General features: G+C 68.4%; 17 protein-coding genes. 10 read left to right on the top strand and 7 right to left on the bottom strand.

The window, feature by feature from the left end; all coding sequences use genetic code 11:
- Positions 1-229 precede the first annotated feature (229 nt).
- The 3 genes from DEH84_RS10450 (at position 230) to DEH84_RS10460 (ending at position 2,502) form a co-directional block, all read left to right on the top strand.
- Positions 230-787, top strand: coding sequence for a phasin family protein (locus tag DEH84_RS10450; RefSeq protein ID WP_109036798.1), 558 nt, complete (start codon positions 230-232; stop codon positions 785-787).
- 204 nt (positions 788-991) lie between these two features.
- Positions 992-1,726, top strand: coding sequence for a leucyl/phenylalanyl-tRNA--protein transferase (aat, locus tag DEH84_RS10455; RefSeq protein ID WP_109036799.1), 735 nt, complete (start codon positions 992-994; stop codon positions 1,724-1,726).
- Positions 1,723-2,502: an arginyltransferase gene (locus DEH84_RS10460; protein ID WP_109036800.1), complete on the top strand. Its 780-nt coding sequence runs from the start codon at positions 1,723-1,725 to the stop codon at positions 2,500-2,502. The genes aat and DEH84_RS10460 overlap by 4 nt, the downstream gene beginning before the upstream one ends.
- Here the strand turns inward: DEH84_RS10460 and DEH84_RS10465 are convergent.
- Positions 2,474-3,211 (bottom strand): SIMPL domain-containing protein, encoded by a 738-nt coding sequence (locus DEH84_RS10465; RefSeq protein WP_245932560.1) that lies wholly within the window; start codon positions 3,209-3,211, stop codon positions 2,474-2,476. The two genes, DEH84_RS10460 and DEH84_RS10465, sit on opposite strands and share 29 nt — an antisense overlap.
- Positions 3,212-3,416: 205 nt before the next feature.
- Here DEH84_RS10465 and ompR point away from each other — a divergent pair, with 205 nt between their 5' ends.
- Together ompR and DEH84_RS10475 are read left to right on the top strand one after the other, a co-directional pair.
- Complete coding sequence (gene ompR / locus DEH84_RS10470) at positions 3,417-4,154, top strand: osmolarity response regulator transcription factor OmpR (protein ID WP_109036801.1); 738 nt, start codon at positions 3,417-3,419, stop codon at positions 4,152-4,154.
- Between the two features lie 3 nt (positions 4,155-4,157).
- On the top strand, positions 4,158-5,486 hold the full coding sequence (locus DEH84_RS10475; protein WP_109036802.1) for a sensor histidine kinase family protein: 1,329 nt from the start codon (positions 4,158-4,160) through the stop codon (positions 5,484-5,486).
- Between the two features lie 3 nt (positions 5,487-5,489).
- Here DEH84_RS10475 and ispF read toward each other — a convergent pair whose 3' ends face one another.
- Complete coding sequence (gene ispF, locus DEH84_RS10480; protein WP_109038331.1) at positions 5,490-5,978, bottom strand: 2-C-methyl-D-erythritol 2,4-cyclodiphosphate synthase; 489 nt, start codon at positions 5,976-5,978, stop codon at positions 5,490-5,492.
- A gap of 261 nt (positions 5,979-6,239) precedes the next feature.
- Here ispF and DEH84_RS10485 point away from each other — a divergent pair, with 261 nt between their 5' ends.
- Positions 6,240-7,442, top strand: a complete 1,203-nt coding sequence (locus DEH84_RS10485) for an ammonium transporter (protein ID WP_109036803.1) — start codon at positions 6,240-6,242, stop codon at positions 7,440-7,442.
- Positions 7,443-7,463: 21 nt separating this feature from the next.
- Here the strand turns inward: DEH84_RS10485 and ispD are convergent, their stop codons facing one another.
- Entirely contained in the window at positions 7,464-8,216 is a 753-nt protein-coding gene (gene ispD, locus DEH84_RS10490; RefSeq protein ID WP_109036804.1) for a 2-C-methyl-D-erythritol 4-phosphate cytidylyltransferase, read from the bottom strand.
- A gap of 176 nt (positions 8,217-8,392) precedes the next feature.
- Between ispD and mfd the strand changes: the two genes are divergently transcribed.
- Entirely contained in the window at positions 8,393-11,860 is a 3,468-nt protein-coding gene (gene mfd, locus DEH84_RS10495) for a transcription-repair coupling factor (RefSeq protein ID WP_425428951.1), read from the top strand.
- Here mfd and DEH84_RS10500 read toward each other — a convergent pair whose 3' ends face one another.
- Positions 11,861-12,949, bottom strand: coding sequence for a YVTN family beta-propeller repeat protein (locus tag DEH84_RS10500; RefSeq protein ID WP_245932561.1), 1,089 nt, complete (start codon positions 12,947-12,949; stop codon positions 11,861-11,863).
- 56 nt (positions 12,950-13,005) lie between these two features.
- Positions 13,006-13,707 (bottom strand): TfoX/Sxy family DNA transformation protein, encoded by a 702-nt coding sequence (locus DEH84_RS19130; protein WP_159098929.1) that lies wholly within the window; start codon positions 13,705-13,707, stop codon positions 13,006-13,008.
- Between the two features lie 52 nt (positions 13,708-13,759).
- Here DEH84_RS19130 and serB point away from each other — a divergent pair, with 52 nt between their 5' ends.
- A complete protein-coding gene (gene serB / locus DEH84_RS10510) occupies positions 13,760-14,458 on the top strand; it encodes a phosphoserine phosphatase SerB (RefSeq protein ID WP_109036805.1) in 699 nt (232 codons plus the stop codon).
- On the opposite strand, the gene DEH84_RS10515 is transcribed toward serB, so the two are convergent.
- Positions 14,415-15,764 (bottom strand): sensor histidine kinase, encoded by a 1,350-nt coding sequence (locus DEH84_RS10515; protein ID WP_109036806.1) that lies wholly within the window; start codon positions 15,762-15,764, stop codon positions 14,415-14,417. The genes serB and DEH84_RS10515 overlap by 44 nt on opposite strands.
- Positions 15,761-16,441, bottom strand: a complete 681-nt coding sequence (locus DEH84_RS10520) for a response regulator transcription factor (protein WP_109036807.1) — start codon at positions 16,439-16,441, stop codon at positions 15,761-15,763. Before DEH84_RS10520 ends, DEH84_RS10515 begins: the two co-directional genes overlap by 4 nt.
- Positions 16,442-16,580: 139 nt before the next feature.
- Between DEH84_RS10520 and DEH84_RS10525 the strand changes: the two genes are divergently transcribed.
- Both DEH84_RS10525 and DEH84_RS10530 read left to right on the top strand, forming a co-directional pair.
- Positions 16,581-17,714 carry an efflux RND transporter periplasmic adaptor subunit gene (locus tag DEH84_RS10525; RefSeq protein ID WP_159098930.1) on the top strand — a complete coding sequence of 378 codons (1,134 nt, stop codon included), beginning with the start codon at positions 16,581-16,583 and terminating at the stop codon, positions 17,712-17,714.
- Positions 17,715-17,724: 10 nt separating this feature from the next.
- Complete coding sequence (locus DEH84_RS10530; protein ID WP_109036809.1) at positions 17,725-20,808, top strand: efflux RND transporter permease subunit; 3,084 nt, start codon at positions 17,725-17,727, stop codon at positions 20,806-20,808.

Raw genomic sequence — 20,808 nt, forward strand, 5'->3', positions numbered from 1 at the left:
ACGCGCAAGTGTAGGCGAAGCGCCCGCCGCAACCCAGCCCCGTGTGGTGAGCCGATCTGACACAGCGGGATCGTCAAGAATTTGACAGTTGATTACACCGCTTGCTGCAGCGCACAAAAAACACTTGCAAACGCCGCCAGGCTGCCTATACTTCGACTCATGTTGCAACGCAGCAAAGCAGTCCAGGCTGATCTTGGTGCAACACCTCAACCACTCAATGGAGATCCATATGCTGACCGCTGAACAACTGCTCGCCGCCCAGAAGGCCAACCTCGCCACCCTGTTCGACCTGAGCCAGAAGGCTTTCGCCGGCGTGGAAAAGGTTGTTGAACTGAACCTGCAGGTCGCCAAGACCTCGATGGAAGAAGCCGCCGAGCACGCCAAGGCCGTGATGGCAGCCAAGGATCCCCAGGAGCTGTTCGCCCTGCACGCCAGCCTGCTGCAGCCCTCGGCTGAAAAGGCGGCTGCCTACGGCCGCCACCTGTACGACATCGCTTCGGCCACCAGCGCCGAAGTCAGCAAGCTGGCCGAAGCCCAGGTTGCCGAAGCTCAGCAGAAGTTCACCTCGGTGGTCGACAACGCTGTGAAGAACGCGCCCGCCGGCACCGAAAACGCCGTCGTGCTGGTGAAGTCGGCCGTGGCCGCCGCCAACAACGCCTTCGACACCGTGCAGAAGGCCGCCAAGCAAGCCGCTGACGTCGCTGAAGCCAACTTCCAGGCCATGACCTCGACCGCCGTGAAGGCCACCCAGGCCGCCGCCAGCAAGACCCCGCGCAAGGCCGCCTGATGGCCGCATGGTTCACCTGGCTTACAAAACTTTGCAGGGTCGTCCGCCCTGGCCAGTGAACTTCGTCGCGTACGCTGAGTCCGAGAGTGACCGCCCTGGACAAGCGGTACTCCCTGAAAGGTTGTCTCCTCGGTACCTCTCGAACCTTTTCTAAGGTACCTTAAGCCCGATGGCACGCCATCGGGCTTTTTTTATGATCTGGGCATGATCCCCTGGCTCGAACCCGACACGCCCTTTCCGGACACCCGCCTCGCGCTGGGACCGGATTCTGACGCGCCCGGCCTGCTGGCCGCAGGCAACGAGTTGAGTGTTGCGCGCCTGGAAGCGGCGTACCGTCGGGGCATCTTTCCGTGGTTCAGCCCCGGCCAGCCGGTGCTCTGGTGGTCGACCGACCCGCGCATGGTCTTGTCGCCAGCGGAGTTCAAGCTGTCGCGCTCGCTGCGCAAGACGATCCGCCGCTTCCGGGACACGCCCGAGAGCGTCATCCGGGTCGACACGGCATTCGACCGGGTGATCCAGGCCTGCGCAGGCACACCGCGAGACGGTCAGGACGGGACCTGGATCGTGCCCGCCATCCAGCAGACCTACGCGGGCTGGCATCGGAGAGGCTTCGTCCATTCGTTCGAGACCTGGTGGGAGGGCGAGTTGGTTGGTGGCCTGTACGGCGTCAGCATCGGCCGCATGTTTTACGGCGAGTCGATGTTCGCCTGGCGCAGTGACGCCTCCAAGATCGCGCTGGCAGCGCTGGTGTGCTTCTGCCGGGCGAATGGCATCACGCTGATCGACTGCCAGCAGCAGACCGCGCACCTCGCATCACTGGGGGCACGGCCTTTGCCCCGTCCCGCATTTGAAGCCCATTTGCAGGCCGTGATCGATCAACCGCCGCCGCAAGCCTGGGCCTATGATGATTCGCTCTGGTCAGAACTGGACGGCCTGTGACCCATCTCAAAGACCTGCCCCTGGCGTCTCTGCAGTTCTACGCCACCGCGCCCTACCCCTGCAGCTACCTGGAGGGGAAAGGCGCCCGTTCGCAGGTGGCAACGCCCAGCCACCTGATCAATGCCGACGTGTATTCGGGGCTGGTGGCCAACGGATTCCGTCGCAGCGGCATGTTCACGTACCGGCCGCACTGCGATGGCTGCCGGGCGTGCATCCCCTTGCGCGTGCCGGTGGCCAACTTCGAGCCGAACCGGAGCCAGCGGCGCGCCTGGCGTGCGCATGAACACCTGGAGGCCCGGGTACTGCGCCTGTGCTTCGTGCCCGAGCACTACCAGATGTACCTGCGCTATCAGGCCGGCCGACACCGCGGCGGCGGCATGGACCACGATTCAGTCGATCAGTACACGCAGTTCCTGCTGCAAAGCAGGGTGAACTCCCGCCTGGTGGAGTTCCGGGAACCTGCCCGACCCGGCGAGACGCAGGGCAGACTGAAGATGGTGTCGATCCTCGACATCCTCAACGACGGGCTGTCGGCGGTCTACACGTTCTATGAGCCGGAAGCACGGGCCAGCTACGGCACCTACAACGTGCTGTGGCAGATCAGACAGGCCGCACACCTGGGCCTGCCCTATCTGTACCTGGGCTACTGGATCGAGGCGAGCCAGAAGATGGCCTACAAGGCGCAGTTTCTGCCCCATCAGGTGCTGCTGGGCGGCCTTTGGCAGGAGCGGACCGCCGCTGACCGACTCAAGGCGTCAGCCGAACCTGACCACTGACGGTCACCGACAGCGTGCCCTTGCCGGGTTCAACCGGCACCGGTGCGTCGGCCATCATTTCCATGGTCTTGGCCCGGGCCGCCATGAGGACAGGGCGCCCTTCGAAGCCCGGATCGGTGGACGACACGCTCACCTCGCCCAAGCTGAAACCGCGCTGCCCGAAATCAGCGGCGATGCGCTGGGCGCGCTCACGGAAGCGGGCGATCGCCTGGCTGGTGAGCTCGCTCTCCTGAGACTCGCGAAGCGCACGGGACAGGCCATACGACACGCTGGTGATCTGCAGGGCGTTGAGCTTGCCGGCCGTCTGGCTGATGCGGGCCATGTCGGTGCCCTCCAGCACCAGCTGCGCCTGCCCCTGCCAGCCGTTGACGCGCCCGTTGTTCGTGTAGCGAGGCGAGAGGTGAAAACCACCTGTGCGGACATCCATGCCACCGGGCACGGCGGCCTTGCGGGCTTCGACCAGGGCCGCCTCCAGCTGCTGCTTGAGCTGGGCCTGCACATCGGCCGCCACGGGGCCCTCCTGCCGGGCCTGCAGGGTGATCTGGATCAGGTCCTGAACGAGTTCGCGGGTGGCGGTGGTGCTGAAGCTGACGACGTTGTCGCGCACGGGCTCGGCAGCCATGGCGGGCAGGCCCGCCAGGGTGGCGGCCGTGACGGCCAGGGCAGCCGCTGCACGGCGGGATGACAGAGCGCGATGGATGGATTGCATGGGTGAACAGTCCCTCTGAGACGTGGTTTGCGTTCTTATACAACGCCGCGCCGTGGCATCCGGACGACCCCGCTGATGGAATCGAAACCCGCTTGACGCAAGCCCGCCAGACCCGCAAGATTTGTAACAGCTGGTCAGACCGGCGTTTTTGCACGCCGGAACCTGTCCACAATCCGCCTCTGTTACAAATCCGAGGAAAGCAGAGATGAGCACGACGCCTACCAACCAGCGTCCCGACCGCATCCTGGTCGTGGACGACGATGCCCGCATCCGCGACCTGCTGCGCCGCTACCTCAGCCAGGAGGGGTTCGAGGTCCTGCTGGCTGAAGACGCCAAGGCGCTCAACCGCCTGCTGACCCGCGAGACGGTCGATCTGATCGTGCTCGATCTGATGCTCCCCGGCGAGGACGGCCTGTCCATCTGCCGCCGCCTGCGCGCCGCGAACGACGTGACGCCGATCATCATGCTGACGGCCAAGGTCGAGGATGTGGACCGCATCGTTGGCCTGGAAGTCGGGGCGGACGACTACCTGCCCAAACCCTTCAACCCCCGCGAACTGCTGGCCCGCATCCACGCCGTGCTGCGTCGCCGCCCGGCCCAGGAGGCGCCTGGCGCACCCGCGAAGGAAGCGCAGACCGTGCAGTTCGGCCCGTTCGAGTTCGATCTGGCCCTGCGCCGCCTGAGCAAGGAAGGCGAGCCGATCGCCCTGACAACGGGCGAGTTTTCGATGCTGAAGGCCCTGGTGCGTCACCCGCGTCAGCCGCTCTCGCGCGACAAGCTGGCCCAGCTGGCCCGCGGCCGCGAGTTCGAGCCCTTCGACCGCAGCCTGGACGTGCAGATCTCGCGTCTGCGCAAGATGATCGAGCCCGACCCGGCCCAGCCGCGCTACATCCAGACGGTGTGGGGCGTCGGCTACGTGTTCGTGCCGGACGGCGGATCCTGATCGATGGCGCGCAAACGGTTTGCCCTCAGCTTGTTCTGGCGGACCTTCATCCTCCTGGGTCTGCTGCTGACCGCCGGCATCGTGGCCTGGGTCCAGACCTTCCGGGCGCTCGAGTTCGAGCCCCGGTCGGTGCAGGCCGCCCAGCAGGTGGCCAGCCTGGTCAACCTGTCGCGCGCGGCGTTGCGCTACGCCGACAGCATCAACCGCGTCACGCTGGTCAAGACGCTGTTCGACCAGGAAGCGATCGTGCTGAAACCCCGGGAGCCGACCGACCGCTATGAGCCCTTCGAGGTGAACCGCTTCACGCGGACCATCGGGCAGGAACTCCGCTCACGCCTGGGGCCCAGCACCGTGGTGGCCAGCGCGGTGAATGGCAAGGCCGGCCTGTGGGTGGGCTTCCAGATCGAGCGAGACAACTACTGGCTGCAGGCCGATGCCAACCGCATCGTGCCGCTGACGGGCAAGACCTGGTTCGTCTGGGTGGGCATTGCGCTGCTGGCCACGCTGCTGGGATCTGCGGTGATCGCCCGACTGATCAACCAGCCGTTGAAGGAGTTGTCGTTTGCGGCCAGTCGGATTCGCGAGGGCGAGTACGACTCGGTGCTGGACGAGTCGATGATCACGCGGGAGATCCGCGAGGTGAACCAGGGCTTCAACCGCATGGCGCGCGAGCTGGCCAAGGTGGAGGAAGACCGGGCGGTGATGCTGGCCGGGATCTCGCATGACCTGCGCACCCCGCTGGCACGGTTGCGGCTGGAGGCCGAGATGAGCGTGGTGGACGAGGAAGCCAAGCGCAACATCGCGGCCGACATCGATCAGCTCGACGCCATCATCGACAAGTTCATGGACTACGCCCGCCCCGGCGAGGTGGAGCTGGTGCCGGTGCACGTGTCGTCGGTGGTGGACAAGGCGATCAGCCAGTTCCGGGACACCAAGCGCATCCGCATCACGGCCAAGCTGCCGATCGACACGCGGGTGATGGCCGACGAGACCGAACTCAGCCGCGTGCTGATGAACCTGTTCGAGAACGCGCGGCGCTACGGGCGCAACACCTACACGGGCGTGACCAATGTAGACGTGAGCTACACGCGATCCGGCTCATGGGTGATTCTGAGCGTGCGGGACCACGGTCCGGGCGTGGCACCTGAAAAGCTGGCGGCGCTGACCACGCCCTTCTTCCGCGGGGACGCAGCCCGCACAGCGGCCACCGGCGCCGGGCTGGGGCTGGCCATTGTGGACAAGGCCCTGCAGCGCATGGGCGGCGCCCTGGAACTCGCCAACGCACCGGGCGGCGGGCTGGTGGCGCACATCAAGCTGCGCCGCGCGCCCTGAGGCTCAGCGCCGGTAGAGCAGGCATACGGCCCGCGTCTCGATGGCGCGGCCCTCGCCCACCGGCCCCATCTTCTCGGCTGTCTTGGCCTTCACGTTGACGGCGTCCTGGGCCAGCCCGAGGACGCTCGCGATGCGCGCGCGCATGGCCGGGATGTGGGGCGCCATCTTGGGCGCCTGGGCCACGATGGTGCTGTCGACGTTGACGATGCCCCAGCCGCCCTCGGCCACACGGCGGGCGGCCTCTGTAAGCAGCACGACAGAATCGGCGCCCTTGAACTGCGGGTCGGTGTCAGGGAAATGGCGGCCGATGTCGCCCAGGCCAGCCGCGCCAAGCAGGGCGTCGGTGATGGCATGCAGCAGGGCGTCAGCGTCGGAATGGCCGAGCAGGCCGTGGGTGTGCGGAATGGTGACGCCGCCCAGGATGAGCGGGCGACCCGAGACGAGGGCATGGGTGTCCCAGCCTTCGCCCACGCGCAGAGGGGGCAGGTTCATGGCGGATGCGTTCATCGTTGCTTGAATGGTGGCATTGTCGCGCGCACAGCGGCCGCCATCCGGCCAGCGCGAATGCACCATCGGCGTGCACACTTCGGCCGCATCCATGCACCAGCGGCGTGCAGGGCAGGCCGTGCACCAGCGGCGCGCACGTCCGCAATCCTTGGCACTTCTCTTGCTTTCTCTTGGTGCGCATCAACCCAAGATGGCGCACTCGGCCCCAGCTCAGTGCGCCATCGCGTTCTTTCGTGAAAGCCGAGCATGGAGCAACTCAAACAAGGCGCTGACGCGCTGTTCATTCTTCTGGGCGCCGTGATGGTGCTGGCGATGCACGCGGGCTTCGCCTTTCTGGAACTGGGCACCGTGCGCCACAAGAACCAGGTCAACGCCCTGGTCAAGATCCTGGTGGATTTCTGTGTGTCGACGCTGGTGTACTTCTTCGTGGGCTACACCGTCGCCTACGGCGTGGACTTCATGGTCGGGGCCGGCACGCTGGCACAGAACAACGGCTATGCACTGGTGAAGTTCTTCTTCCTGCTGACCTTCGCAGCGGCCATTCCCGCCATCATCTCGGGCGGCATTGCCGAGCGCGCCAAGTTTGGTCCGCAGCTGATGGCCACCGCAGTGATCGTGGGACTGGCCTACCCGCTGGTGGAGGGCGCCGTGTGGAACAACCGCTTCGGCTTTGAAGACTGGCTGCAGTCAGTGACGGGCGCGCCCATGCATGACTTCGCAGGCTCGGTGGTGGTGCATGCGTTCGGTGGCTGGATCGCACTGCCGGCCGTGCTGATTCTGGGTGCGCGCCGCAACCGTTATCGCAAGGATGGCGCGATGTCGGCCCACCCGCCGTCGAGCATCCCCTTCCTGGCGCTGGGCTCGTGGATTCTGGCCGTGGGCTGGTTCGGCTTCAATGTGATGAGCGCGCAGACGATCGACAAGATCTCGGGCCTGGTGGCGGTGAACTCGCTGATGGCCCTGGTGGGCGGCACGCTGGTGGCCGTGCTGATGGGCAAGAACGACCCGGGCTTTGCCTACAACGGCCCGCTGGCGGGCCTGGTGGCCGTGTGTGCGGGCTCGGACATCATGCATCCGGCCGGTGCGCTGGTGGTGGGCGCCATCGCGGGGGCCATCTTCGTGGTGATGTTCACGCTGGTGCAGAACCGCTGGAAGATCGACGACGTGCTGGGTGTGTGGCCGCTGCACGGGCTGTGCGGCGCATGGGGCGGCATGGCCGCCGGGGTCTTCGGCCAGCAGGCACTGGGCGGCATTGGCGGCGTGAACCTGGGCACCCAGGTGCTGGGCACCGTCATCGTGGTGCTGTGTGCGCTGGCGACGGGCGGCCTGGTCTACGGCGTGCTGAACAAGGTGGCTGGCCTGCGTCTGAGCCAGGAAGAAGAGTTCGAAGGCGCCGACCTGTCGATCCACCGCATCAAGGCCACGCCCGAGCAGGAGGTGTCCTGGTAAGGGCACCCGGCAGGCGGCGCTTCAGGCCCGCGTGCGCAGCAGGCGCTCGGCCAGGGCGAAGTCGCCCGGCCAGGTCACCTTGATGTTCTCGTAGTTGCCGACGACCAGACGCGGCTGGTGGCCCAGGGCCTCGATGGCGCTGGCCTCGTCGGTGATGGCGGCCGCGGTCACGGGGTCAGCCAGCGCATGGCGCAAGGCGGGTTGCAGCAGCCCCAGGCGAAAGACCTGGGGGGTCTGGGCGGCCCACTTGTCACGGCGGTCGACCGTGGTGGTGGCCCGCGCCGCGCCATCGGCACCTGAGGCCCCCGCCTTGAGGGTGTCGGCCAGGGGCAGCGCCAGCAGGCCACCGACCTCGTCGTCTTCGCACTCGGCCATCAGCCGGTCGACCCAGGCCGGCTCGACCAGGCAGCGCGCCGCGTCGTGCACCAGCACCCAGTCGTGCGGCTGGGCCCCGCGGGCGACGAGTTCGTCCATCCCGTTGAGCACGCTCTCGGCCCGCGAAGCACCGCCGACGCGCGCCACCCAGGCGTGCTCGCCGCCAAAGTGGGGCACGTGGCGCTCGAACTGGTCATCCGACGGCGACAGCACAACGAGCGTGGCATCGAGCCGGGCCACGCGGGCGAGCGCCGACAAGGTGTGCGCTACCAGGGCCTGCCCGGCCACCGGATGGTATTGCTTGGGCCCCCCGGCCGCGGCACGCTCCCCCACCCCGGCACAGGGGACGATGGCAAAACAGCGAGGGCGGAAGGTCGGGTCGGGTGTCACGGCAAACATGCCCGCATTGTCCCGGAAGAAGGCGCGGGGGCGGCGCGCTCGCCGAGGCCGCGTCAAACACGGGACACCGCCCGGGCCATGGCCGCGGCATCGTGGGACGTCAATCTGGCGGCCTAGAATCACGTCATCACGCCCGCACCGCCTTCGGTTCGGGCGCTTTGTCATTGTTGCGCGCCATGTTGCCTAAGCTGCCCCTGCCCTCCATCGCCCCCGGCAAACGCTACACCCTGCCCCGCCCGCCCGGCTCGGCCGATGCGCTGCTGCTGGCGCAGTACGCCCAGGGGCGCAAGGCGCAGCGCCAGCTGACGTGCGTGATCACGGCCGATCCGGCCGACACGCAGCGCCTGCTGGATGAGATGGCGTTCTTCGCGCCCGATCTGCGCTGCAGCGTGTTCCCCGACTGGGAGACGTTGCCGTATGACACCTTCTCGCCGCACCAGGACCTGATCTCGGAGCGGCTGGCCACGCTGTGGAAGATCCAGCAGGGCGTGGGTGCCGAGACCGGTGTGGACGTGGTGCTGCTGCCGGCCACCACCGCGCTGACGCGCCTGGCGCCGCCCTCCTTCCTCGCCGCCTACACCTTCCACTTCAAGCAAAAGCAGAAGCTGGACGAGGCCGCGCTGAAGTCGCAGCTGACGCTGGCGGGCTACAACCACGTGAGCCAGGTCGTGTCGCCGGGCGAGTACGCGGTGCGCGGCGGGCTGATCGACCTCTACCCGATGGGCTCGCCCGTGCCGTATCGCGTGGACCTGTTCGGTGACGAGGTCGACTCGATCCGCACCTTCGATCCGGACACGCAGCGCAGCCTGTACCCCGTGCCCGAGGTGCGCCTGCTGCCGGGTCGCGAGTTCCCGATGGACGAGGCGGCGCGCGGCGCGTTCCGCAACCGCTGGCGCGAGCGCATTGAGGGTGACCCGACCAAGTCCCGCATCTACAAGGACATCGGCAACGGCGTGGCCACGGCGGGCATCGAGTACTACCTGCCGCTGTTCTTCGATGAGACGGCGACCTTCTTCGGCCATCTGGGCGAGCAGGCGGCCCTGGTGCTGCACGGTGACATCGACGAGGCGCTGCGCCGCTTCTGGACGGAGACCAAGGAGCGCCACCGCTTCCTGCAGCACGACCCGGAACGCCCCATCCTGCCACCAGAAGACCTGTACCTGAAGGTGGAGGACTTCTTCACGCTGGCCAATGTGCATGCGACGCTGGTGGTGCGTGGCAGCGAGCCGGTGGACTGGGCGCGCCCGCTGCCCGATCTGGCGGTGACCCGAGGCGGGCAGGACCCGCTGAACAAGCTCGAATCGCACATCAACAAGACGGCGGCGCGCGTGCTGGTGGTGGCCGAAAGCGCCGGCCGCCGCGAAAGCCTGATGGAGCTGCTGCGCGACCACCGCATCAACCTGCCCTCGCTGGACACGCTGCAGGCCTTTGCCGAGAGCGACCACCGCCATGCGATCACGGCCGCGCCGCTGGCTGCGGGCTTCATCTGGCAGGACGGCGAGCGGGCGCTGCACCTCGTCACCGAAACCGAGCTGTTCGACGCGACGCCGACCACGCGCCGGCGCAAGAAGAACGAGCAGGCCACCGACGTCGACTCGCTGATCAAGGACCTGAGCGAGCTGAACGTGGGCGACCCGGTGGTGCACAGCAACCACGGCATCGGGCGCTACCAGGGTCTGATCAACCTCGACCTGGGCGACGGCCCTTCCGAGTTCCTGCACCTGGAGTACGCCGACAAGGCCACGCTGTACGTGCCCGTGTCGCAGTTGCACCTGATCAGCCGCTACACCGGCGTGAGCGCAGAAGAAGCGCCGCTGCACAAGCTGGGCTCGCCGCAGTGGGACAAGGCCAAGCGCAAGGCCGCCGAGCAGGTGCGCGACACCGCGGCCGAGTTGCTGAACCTGTACGCGCGGCGTGCGGCGCGCGAGGGCTTTGCCTTCCGCTTCTCGGCGCAGGATTACGAGGCCTTTGCGGCCAGCTTCGGCTTCGAGGAGACGCCCGATCAGCGCGCGGCCATCCACGCGGTCGTGCAAGACATGATCAGCCCACGGCCGATGGACCGCCTGGTGTGCGGCGACGTGGGCTTCGGCAAGACCGAGGTGGCACTGCGGGCGGCCTTCGTGGCCGTGACGGGCGGCAAGCAGGTGGCGCTGCTGGCGCCCACCACGCTGCTGGCCGAGCAGCACTACCAGAACATCTCGGACCGCTTCTCGCAGTGGCCGGTGAAGGTGGCCGAGATGTCGCGCTTCCGCTCGGCCAAGGAGATCAAGGCGGCGATGCAGGGGCTGGAAGACGGCTCGATCGACATCATCGTGGGCACGCACAAGCTGCTGAGCGAGTCCGTCAAGTTCAAGCGCCTGGGTCTGCTCGTCATCGACGAGGAGCACCGTTTCGGCGTGCGCCACAAGGAGGCCATCAAGGCCATGCGCGCGGACATCGACGTGCTGACGCTGACGGCCACGCCGATCCCGAGGACGCTGGGCATGGCGATGGAAGGCCTGCGCGACCTGAGCGTGATCGCCACCGCACCGCAGCGGCGTCTGGCGATCAAGACCTTTGTGCGCAGCGAAAGCAGCAACACGATCCGCGAGGCGGTGCTGCGCGAGTTGAAGCGCGGCGGCCAGGTCTACTTCCTGCACAACGAGGTGGAGTCCATCGAGAACCGGCGCGACAAGCTGGTGGAGTTGCTGCCCGAGGCGCGCATCGGCATCGCCCACGGCCAGATGCCGGAGCGCGAGCTGGAGCGCGTGATGCGCGACTTCGTGGCCCAGCGCTTCAACGTGCTGCTGTGCTCGACCATCATCGAGACCGGCATCGACGTGCCTTCGGCCAACACCATCGTGATCACGCGGGCCGACAAGTTCGGCCTGGCGCAGTTGCACCAGCTGCGCGGGCGCGTGGGCCGCTCGCACCACCAGGCCTACGCCTACCTGCTCGTGCCCGATGTGGAAGGCCTGACCAAGCAGGCCGCGCAGCGCCTGGACGCCATCCAGAACATGGAAGAGCTGGGCAGCGGCTTCTATCTGGCCATGCACGACCTGGAGATCCGTGGCGCCGGCGAGGTGCTGGGCGACAGCCAGAGCGGCAACATGATGGAGGTGGGCTTCCAGCTCTACAACGAGATGCTGGCCGAGGCGGTGAAGTCGCTGAAGGCGGGCAAGGAGCCCGACCTGCTGTCGCCGCTGGGCATGTTTGGCAGCAACACCGATGTGAACCTGCACGCGCCCGCGCTGCTGCCCGATGCCTTCTGTGGCGACGTGCACGTGCGCCTGAGCCTGTACAAGCGCCTGGCCACCGCCGACTCTCTCGACAAGATCGAGACCATGCTGGAGGAGATCGTCGACCGCTTCGGCAAGCTGCCGCCGCAGGCGCAGGCGCTGTTCGACACGCACAAGCTGCGCGTGCAGTCCAAGCCCTATGGCGTGATCAAGATCGACGCGGCGCCCGGCGTGATCAACATCACCTTCCGGCCCAACCCGCCGGTCGAGCCCATGCGCATCATCGAGCTGGTGCAGAAGAACCGCCACATCAAGCTGGCGGGCAACGACAAGCTGCGCATCGAGAAGGAACTGAAGGACCCGAAGGACCGCGCACAGTACGTGCGCGACCTGCTGCGGGCCCTCGGTCAGCCGATCAAGGCCTGATCAGCGCTGGTCCAGGCTGCCCATGGCGCGGGGCCAGGTCAGCACGCCCCAGGACAGCCCCTGCGTGGGCAGCTTCTGCGTGACCTGCCAGCTGGCGGTATCCACCACCAGGGTTTCCTTCGAGCGACCACAGGTGACCAGCACCTGACGCTCGTCGGGGGTGAAGCTGAAGTGCCAGCAGCGCTCGCCCACCGGCACCTCGGCCACCTTGTCGAAACTGCGGGCGTCGAACACCTGCAGTTTCTGGTCGCGCGCCGCGGCCACCAGCACATGCTTGCCCGTGCTGTCGAAGGCCACACCGTACGGCGAGGCGCCGGTGTCGACCGTGCGCAGGGGCTTGAGGTCGCGGTCCAGCACCAGCAGCTTGTTGGCGAACTCGAGCGTGGCGACAAAGGTCTGGCCGTCGGGCGAAAGCTTGATGCCGCGCGGGCGCACGCCGTAGCGCTTGGTGTCGACCGTCTTCAGGCGCTTGCCCGTACGCACGTCGTGCAGGGTCAGCGTGTGGTCGGCCTCGTTGGTGACGACGATGCGCTGGCCGTCCGGTGTGATCTCGATGCCCTCTGTCTCGGCGCCGCACACGATGTGACGCAGCACCTTGCGCTGCTTGAGGTCGATGACCGCAACACGCGCGGGTTCTTCGTCGCCATCGTCATCGGCCTTTCGGGCGTCGTGGGCGCCGGGCTTGGGCGGCTTGCCCGTCGACGACGGCTCGTACGACACGAAGGCCAGGTCACCGCGCACCCGCACGAACTCCGGGTTCTTGCCGACGTGTATGCGCTGCACGACCATCTTGCTGGCGATGTCGATGATCTGGACGTCGCCGGACTCGCGCACGGCAACGACGAGCTTCTGCCCGTCCTCGGTGAGGCCGATGCCGCGGGCCCCCTGCCCCTCCACCGCGAGCTCGGCGCGGAGTTGGAAGGTGTCGAGGTCGATCACGGCGATGCCGGCGTCCTGATGGCTCACGTAGGCCACCCCGCGCGCGCTGGCGGGCGCAGACGGCGCGGCGGCGTGGGCCGGCCCAACGGCCGCGAGGGTGAGCGAAGCAAGCAAGGCGAGGCGCGGCATGGCGCCGAGGGAACGGGGCATGGTGTCTGTCTCCTGGTTGTACTGCGGTCCAGGGCTGCGTTGTATCACCAACAGGATCATTCAACGCCAGGGAGGGCGTTGCCCCGTGCGTCCTCCAGGGCCATCAACAGCGCTGCGCGGTCTTCTGCGGCCACCGCCTGCCAGGGGCGACCCGTGAGCGCGCCCTCCAGGGCCCAGAGCAGATTGAGGCTGGCGCCCGGGCACGCTGCACGGGTGCGCACGAAGGCCCGCACCGCGCCCAGGCGCCGCAACGCAGCCACCGTGCGGATGCCCGCCTTGGCCAGCATGGCAGCACTGGCCGGTCCCAGGTTGGGCAGGTCGGTCAGGGCGGCGGGGGCCTTCACGGGCGTGCTGTCTTTGCGCGCCGCCGTGCGCGAGCGTGCAGGCCGGGCCTGGGCACGCAAGGCAGTCTCCCAGCCGAGCATGGCCCAGCGGTGCATGGCCTGCGGGTCTTCGTAGACCTCGGCGGGGGCCTCGTGGTAGCGCAGCGCGCCCTCGCGGCCGTGCCGGTCGGTGTAGCAAAAGGGCTGCAGCCCCTGCTGCTCGAATGCCGGCGCCGACTCGGCGTCGGTCTTGAAGTACAGCCGCTCGTCCATCGTGATCGCGAACATCAGGCCGTGGCGGAACAGGCCATGGCCGCCGAACATGGGCCGGGCCTGTACGTCGCCCAGATCGGCCATCCGCGCCAGCATGTCGTGCGCGAAGGCCTCGCGACGCCGGGCTGCCGGCGGGATGGGGCGGGACGAGGGGGTCGACATGGGCGCTCTCCGGGGATAATCGCGGATTGTCCGCATTGCCGCCGCCCTGTCCATGCCTGCCATCGAATTCGCCCCCGGTCTCGTCATCCAGCACATCGCGCCGCCGCTGAAGCTGGCTGATTTCAAGGCCATTGCCTTCGACATGGATTCGACCCTGATCAGCATCGAATGCATCGACGAGATCGCCGATGCGGTGGGCAAGAAGGCCGAGGTCGCCGCGATCACCGAGGCCGCCATGCGCGGCGAGATCACCGACTTCAAGGACAGCCTGCGCCGCCGCGTGGCCCTGCTCAAGGGCGTGCCGGCTGAAGCCCTCCAGGGCGTGTACGACGAGCGCCTGAAGATCAACCCCGGCGCCCCGGAACTGATCGACGCGGCCAAGGCAGCCGGCCTGCAGACCCTGCTGGTGTCAGGCGGTTTCACCTTCTTCGCCGACCGCGTGAAGGCCCGCCTGGGCATGCACGAGGCGCACTCGAACACGCTGGAGGTCGAGGGCGGCTTGCTGACCGGCCGCGTGCTGGGCGACATCGTCGACGGCGAGGCCAAGAAGCAGCACCTGCTGGCCCTGTGCGCGCGCCTCGGCTGCGATCCCAGGCAATCGATTGCCGTGGGTGACGGCGCCAACGACCTGCCGATGATGGGCGTCTCGGGCTTGAGCGTGGCCTACCACGCCAAGCCGAAAGTGCGCGAACAGGCGATGGTGGCGATCAATGAAGGCGGTCTGGATCGGGTGCTGGCCCTGATGGCCTGAGCGGGCCCAGGCAGAGCTCGACGCTCACCCCGCCCGGGGTGCCATCGGGTTCCGCCGCGTGCGTGTGCAGGACCAGACGGCCACCGTGCATGCGCGCCACCTGTTCTGCGAGCGTGAGGCCCAGGCCTAGCACGTCGCCGCCCTGCCCGGACGCCAGCGCGGCGTTCACGGCAGCCTGCCGCTCGGGCGTGATGCCGGTGCCGTTGTCTCGCAGGATGACGCAACAGGCGCCGTCACCGGCCTCGCGCCGCACGGCAACCTCCACCTGTGTTGCCTGGTGGCGCGCCGCATTGTCAAGCAGGTTCATCAGGGCGGCAGACAGCAAATCGGCGTCGGCCTCCACCCCGGCGTCGGGTGCCACCGTGACCTGCACCCCGCGCACAGGCAGCCGGGCCATGAGCGATGCGAGCTCAAGCGGCTGACGGCGCAATTCGCCGCTGGCGCGAAACAGGCTGATCAGCGCGGTGACCACCGTGCGCAGGCGGGTGGCGGCCTCGCGGGTCTGCGTCAGGCGCGGGCGCAGGTTGTCGGGCGCCTCACGCAGGGCCACGGCCAGTTGCGCGTCCATGCCGGCCAGCGGCGTGCGCAGTGCGTGGGCCGCATGCGCTGCAAACGCACGCTCGTGGTCCACCCGGGCCGCGAGGCGCTGGCCCAGGTCGGCGATGGCGTGGGCCATGGGCACCAGCTCGGCACGCGGGGGCTCGGGCAAGGTTCGCGCGCCGCCCGCCTCGAGCGGGTTGTAGCGCGCCACGGCCGCCGAAAGGGCCTGCAGCGGCTGCAACTCGCGCTGAAGCCGCCGGTTGAGCCACAGTACCGACGTGAGGCCCACCAGCAAGGCGAGGCCCAGCGTGCCCGCCAGCGTCGCCCACTGCGTGTGGTCACGGTGGGCTTCCGGCTGGGCCACGAGCAGCCGGCCCTGCTGCCCAGGAAACGGCAACGTGTAGACGCGCCAGGGCCCCTCGTCCGTGAACCCCTTGTCCAGCCGGTTGCTCAGCGGCGCGAGCGGTGCCTTGTGCGAACGCAGCTGCACCTGCCCGCCCGCCGAAACGCGCTGCCAGACCAGACCTTCGTCATGCGGCGGTGCGGGCAGCATGCCCATGCCGCGGTGGACATCCTCGCCGGCCACCTGCGCCAGGCCGTACAGGATTTCGGCCGACTCCTGCAAGCCCTGGTCCAGCAGCACGTCGAGCGCCCGATGCAGCATCAGGCCCACCGCCAGCGCCATGAGCACGCCCCACACGAGCGACAGCGTCAGCACGACCCGCGAGAGCCGGGCGCGCATCGAGGGCAGCACGCGGGCGGTCATCCGGCCACACCCGTGTCGATGCGGTAGCCCAGGCCGCGCACCGTGTCGATGAGGCTGCGGCCCAGCTTGCGGCGCAGGCTGCCGATGTAGACCTCAAGCACGTTGCTGGTCACGTCGCGCTCCGGGCCGAGGATCAACCCTTCCAGATCGGTCTTGGAGACCAGCCGGCCCGCGCGGGTGACAAGCGCCTCCAGCACGGACCATTCGCGGGCGGTCAGCTCCACGCGCTGGCGGCCCCCCGCCTCCTCCAGACGCCACACCGTGCAGCCGGCCAGGTCGACCTCGATGTCACCGAGGCGCACGAGCCCGCTGGGCGCGCCGATGCTGCGGCGGCGCACGGCGTGGAGGCGGGCCACCAGTTCTTCCGGCTCGAACGGCTTGATCAGGTAATCGTCCGCGCCCGAGTCGAGGCCTTCCAGCCGGTCTTTCAGCAGGTCACGCGCGGTGAGCATCAGGATCGGTCGCCCATCGCCCTCGCGGCGCAAGCGGCGCACCAGATCCAACCCAGATCCGTCGGGCAGCTGCCAGTCCACCAGCAGCGCGTCGTAGGGCTCGCCCAGCATCGCGCGAGCATCCAGCAGCCGGGTCACCCAGTCGACAAGATGCCCTTCCGCGCGCAGGAAATCGCGCAGGCCTTCGCCCAGGATGGCATCGTCTTCCAGCAACAACAGGCGCATGGCGCGGGCTCCGGCAAGGTGCGGCGGACACGGCCGCACGGGTCATGTCGAGACCATATCACCGGGCATCCGGGTCGATCTTCAGGCTCGGTTCAGTTGCAGGGCGCACGCTGACAGCGCCTTGACTCGATCGCGTCTCATGCTGCTCCTTGTTGTGCCCCTGCTCTCCCGCCCTGCCCCAGCGGCTGCCCGGTTTCTCGGGCAGGTGCGCACGCTGTGCCTCGCCGGGCTTCTGGCGCTGCCCCTGGTCGCAACGGCCGGCCCGCTGACCGAGCCCGTGTCCGCCACGCAACGCGGCCGCCTGGGCATCGTGCTGGCGGCGGCCAAGCCCAGCGCCGGCGCCTGGCAGGATTACCCAGGTGAGATCGTCATCCCGCCTGCGCAGCAGCGCGTGGTGGCCGCACCGGCGGCCGGCCTGATCGAGGCGTTGTCCGTCAGCGTGGGCGACACGGTGCGACCGGGCCAGGTGCTGGTGCGCATCCGCAGCGCCCAATCGCAGGAACTCCAGCGCGACGTGCTGCAAAGCGGCAGCCAGCTCGACCTGGCCCAGCGCCAGCTGGCGCGCGACGAGGCACTGTTCCGCGAGGGCCTGATCCCCCAGGCGCGGCTGGAGGCGGCGCGCGCCCAGGCACGTCAGGCCCAGGCACTGGCCGATGAGCGCCGCTCGGCGCTGCGGGCGACCACCGGCGGCGCGCGCGTCCAGGCCGATGGGCTGGTGTCACTGACGGCGCCGATCCAGGGGCAGGTTCTGGCGCAACTCGCCGAAGTGGGCCAGCGGGTCGAGGCCATGACGCCCCTGTACCGGCTGGCCATCCTCCGGCCCCTGTGGGTGGACCTGCAGGTGCCCGCTCGCGAGGCCCATGGCATTCGCCCGGGTGATGCCGTGCAGTTGGTGGCCCCCAGTGGGACGGCGGCTCCCACGGCGGGGCGGGTGGTGACGGTGGGGCCGCTGGTCGACCCGCGCAGCCAGTCGCGCACAGTGCGTGCCAAGTTGAGCGAGCCACAGGCAGACTGGCAACCGGGCGAGCTGGTGCGGGTGCGCCTGCAACGCCGCAACCAGGAGAACGGCGTCGCCCTGCCCGCCAATGCGCTGATGCCGACGGCAGGCGATGTCCAGCAGGTCTTCGTGGCCCGCAGCGGCGAGCGCTTTGAACTGCTCGACGTGATGCTGCTGTCGCGCCAGGGCGATGAGGTCACCGTCACTGGCGTGCCTGCCGGCAGCCAGGTGGTGATGCGGGGCACCGCGGCGCTCAAGGCCTTGCTGCCGCGTTGAAGGCTGGACCATGTTCAACCGCCTCATCTCCGCCGCGCTGTCGCAGCGCGTCCTGGTTCTGCTGCTGGTCGCCATGCTGGTCGGCGGCGGCCTGTTCGCCTGGCAGAAGCTGCCGATCGACGCCTTCCCCGATGTGTCGGGCACCCAGGTCAAGGTCATCATCAAGGCGCCCGGCATGACGCCGGAAGAAGTCGAGACCCGCATCACCGCCCCCATCGAACAGGAGCTGCTCGGCATTCCGCAGCAGAAGATGCTGCGCTCCACCTCGAAGTACGCCCTGGCCGACATCACCCTCGACTTCGAAGACGGCACCGACATCTACTGGGCGCGCCAGCAGGTCAACGAGCGACTGGCCGGGGTCATGGAGGTGCTGCCGCCCGGCGCTTCAGGCGGCCTGGCCCCCATCACGACGCCGCTGGGCGAGGTCTTCATGTTCACCGTGGAAGGACCGCAGTCGCTGGCGGAGCGGCGCCGGGTGCTCGACTGGGTGATCCGACCGGCGCTGCGCACCCTGCCCGGTGTGGCCGACGTGAACAGCCTGGGCGGACGCGTGCAGACGTTCGAGGTCGAGCCCTCGCCCCTGGCGCTGCAGGGACAGGGCATCCGCCTCGATGATGTGGAAACCGCCCTGCGCCAGCAGAACGGCAACGACGGCGCAGGCCGCCTCCGTGCCGGCGAAGAAGCGTTGATCGTGCGCGCAGAAGGCGCCATCCGGACACTCGACGATGTGCGCCACACCGTGGTGCGGCGGCACGACGATGGCCGCGTGACCCGCGTGGGCGACATCGCCGAGGTGCGCCTGGGCGAGCTCACGCGCTATGGCGCCGTCACCCGCAACGGCCAGGGCGAGGCCGTGCAAGGGCTGGTGCTGTCGCTGCGGGGGGCAAACGCGCGCGAGCTGGTCGACCTGGTGACGCAGCGGCTCGACACGCTGAAAGGCTCGCTGCCCCCCGGCATGGTCATCACGCCGTTCTACAACCGGGGCACGCTGGTCGACCGGGCTATCTACACCGTGGGCAAGGCCCTGCTGGAAGCCGTGGTGCTGGTGCTCGCCCTGTTGCTGGCCTTTCTGGGCAACCTGCGCGCGGCCATCGTCGTGGCGGTGATGCTGCCCCTGTCGGCGCTGGGCACCTTTCTGTTGATGCGGTGGTACGGGCTGTCGGCCAACCTGATGAGCCTGGGCGGGCTGGCCATCGCCATCGGCATGCTGGTGGACGGGGCCGTGGTCGTGGTGGAGAACATCGAGAACCACCTGGCCCACGGCGATGCCAACCGGCGCCCACTGCGCGACGTGGTGCTCGATGCCGCGCGCGAGGTGGCGCAGCCCGTGGCCTCCGGCATGGCGATCATCGTGATCGTGTTCCTGCCGCTGCTCACGCTGGAGGGGCTGGAGGGCAAGCTCTTCGGGCCGGTGGCGCTCACCATCGTCTTTGCGCTGTCGGTGTCCTTGCTGCTGTCGCTCACGCTGGTGCCCGTGCTGTCGTCATGGCTGCTGCGCGTCGGCGTGCATTCCACCCCCTGGCTGATGCGCCATCTGGACCGCGGCTACGCGCACCTGCTGGGCCTGGCGGTGGCCCATCCCCGCCGCGTCATCGGCAGCGCGCTGGTGTCGCTGCTGCTGGCCGCCGGCCTGTTCACCCAGATCGGCAAGACCTTCATGCCCGTGCTGGACGAAGGCGACATCATCATGCAGCTCGAAAAGCTGCCCTCCATCAGCCTGGATGCCGCTGTGAACATGGACCGCAACGTGCAGCAGGCCATCCTCGCCCGGGTGCCAGAGGTGGAGGCCGTCATCGCGCGCAGTGGCTCGGACGAACTGGGCCTCGACCCGATGGGGCTGAACCAGACCGACGTCTTCATGGTGCTCAAGCCGCAGGAGACGTGGCGCAACCCGTCCAAGGACTGGCTCATCGACGAACTACGCACCGTCATGCACGACTTTCCCGGGGTCGACATCACCTTCACGCAGCCGATCGACATGCGCGTGTCGGAAATGCTCACCGGTGTGCGGGGCGACGTGGCCATCAAGATCTACGGCACCGACCTGGCCCGGCTGAATGCGCTGGCGGCGCAGACCGAGAAGCTGGTGGCCGCCATTCCTGGCGCCACCGACACCCTCACGCTGCGCAACGATGGCGTGCAATACCTCCAGGTCCGGGTAGACCGTGAAGCGGCCGGCCGACTGGGCCTCGACAGCCAGGGCGTGCAGGCCGACCTTCGCCGGTGGGTGGAGGGACGCCCCATCGGCATCGTGCACGAAGAGGGCCGCCGCACCCCGCTGGTGATTCGCGGCGGCGGCACGCTGCGGGACGATCCCGAAGCCTTCGCCGCCCTGCGTGTCGGCACCCCGGACGGTCAGGCGGTGCCCCTGAGAAGCATTGCCAAGCTCGAACGGACCGACGGCCCGGTCAAGGTCGACCGTGAACAAGGCCAGCGCTACGTGGTGGTACAGACCAACGTGACCGGGCGCGACCTGGTCGGCTTCGTGGAAGAAGCGCGCGCCCAGGTGGCGTCCGCCATCCAGCTGCCGACCGGCTACAGCCTCACCTGGGGTGGCCAGTTCGAGAACCAGCAGCGCGCCGCCCGCCGTCTGGCGCTGGTCGTCCCCGTTTCGCTCGGGCTCATCTTCTTCCTGCTGTATTCCACATTCGGCTCCGTGCGCCAGGCCGCGCTGGTGCTCTCCAACATCCCGCTGGCGCTCATTGGCGGCGTGCTGGGCCTGGCGCTCGCCGGCGAGTACCTCTCGGTGCCCGCCTCCGTCGGCTTCATCGCCCTGCTGGGCATCGCGGTGCTCAACGGCGTCGTGATGGTCAGCCACTTCAACCAGCTCATTGCCGAAGGGCTGCCCGCCCGTCAGGCGGTGATCGAAGGTGCGCAACGGCGGCTTCGCCCCGTGCTCATGACTGCCTCCATCAGCGCGGGCGGCCTGCTGCCCATGCTGTTCGCCACCGGCCCCGGCAGCGAGATCCAGCGCCCGCTTGCCATCGTCGTCATCGGCGGCCTGCTCACCTCCACCGCGCTCACGCTGCTGCTCTTGCCGATCATGTACGAGCGCCACGGCGTGCAGGGCACCGCGCACCCCACAGGAGCCTGA

This window comes from Aquabacterium olei (assembly GCF_003100395.1).
In the GTDB taxonomy this organism is placed as follows: Bacteria; Pseudomonadota; Gammaproteobacteria; order Burkholderiales; family Burkholderiaceae_C; genus Aquabacterium; species Aquabacterium olei.

Bases quoted from the DNA above. Each gene is read 5' to 3' on its own strand.
- DEH84_RS10525 (WP_159098930.1), top strand. From the start codon at position 16,581: ATGCTGCTCCTTGTTGTGCCCCTGCTCTCCCGCCCTGCCCCAGCGGCT.
- DEH84_RS10530 (WP_109036809.1), top strand. From the start codon at position 17,725: ATGTTCAACCGCCTCATCTCCGCCGCGCTGTCGCAGCGCGTCCTGGTT.
- serB (WP_109036805.1), top strand. From the start codon at position 13,760: ATGCCTGCCATCGAATTCGCCCCCGGTCTCGTCATCCAGCACATCGCG.
- ispD (WP_109036804.1), bottom strand. From the start codon at position 8,216: ATGTTTGCCGTGACACCCGACCCGACCTTCCGCCCTCGCTGTTTTGCC.
- DEH84_RS10515 (WP_109036806.1), bottom strand. From the start codon at position 15,764: ATGACCGCCCGCGTGCTGCCCTCGATGCGCGCCCGGCTCTCGCGGGTC.
- DEH84_RS10475 (WP_109036802.1), top strand. From the start codon at position 4,158: ATGGCGCGCAAACGGTTTGCCCTCAGCTTGTTCTGGCGGACCTTCATC.
- DEH84_RS10500 (WP_245932561.1), bottom strand. From the start codon at position 12,949: ATGCCCCGTTCCCTCGGCGCCATGCCGCGCCTCGCCTTGCTTGCTTCG.
- ompR (WP_109036801.1), top strand. From the start codon at position 3,417: ATGAGCACGACGCCTACCAACCAGCGTCCCGACCGCATCCTGGTCGTG.
- DEH84_RS10520 (WP_109036807.1), bottom strand. From the start codon at position 16,441: ATGCGCCTGTTGTTGCTGGAAGACGATGCCATCCTGGGCGAAGGCCTG.
- aat (WP_109036799.1), top strand. From the start codon at position 992: ATGATCCCCTGGCTCGAACCCGACACGCCCTTTCCGGACACCCGCCTC.
- mfd (WP_425428951.1), top strand. From the start codon at position 8,393: ATGTTGCCTAAGCTGCCCCTGCCCTCCATCGCCCCCGGCAAACGCTAC.
- DEH84_RS10485 (WP_109036803.1), top strand. From the start codon at position 6,240: ATGGAGCAACTCAAACAAGGCGCTGACGCGCTGTTCATTCTTCTGGGC.
- DEH84_RS19130 (WP_159098929.1), bottom strand. From the start codon at position 13,707: ATGTCGACCCCCTCGTCCCGCCCCATCCCGCCGGCAGCCCGGCGTCGC.
- DEH84_RS10465 (WP_245932560.1), bottom strand. From the start codon at position 3,211: ATGCAATCCATCCATCGCGCTCTGTCATCCCGCCGTGCAGCGGCTGCC.
- ispF (WP_109038331.1), bottom strand. From the start codon at position 5,978: ATGAACCTGCCCCCTCTGCGCGTGGGCGAAGGCTGGGACACCCATGCC.
- DEH84_RS10450 (WP_109036798.1), top strand. From the start codon at position 230: ATGCTGACCGCTGAACAACTGCTCGCCGCCCAGAAGGCCAACCTCGCC.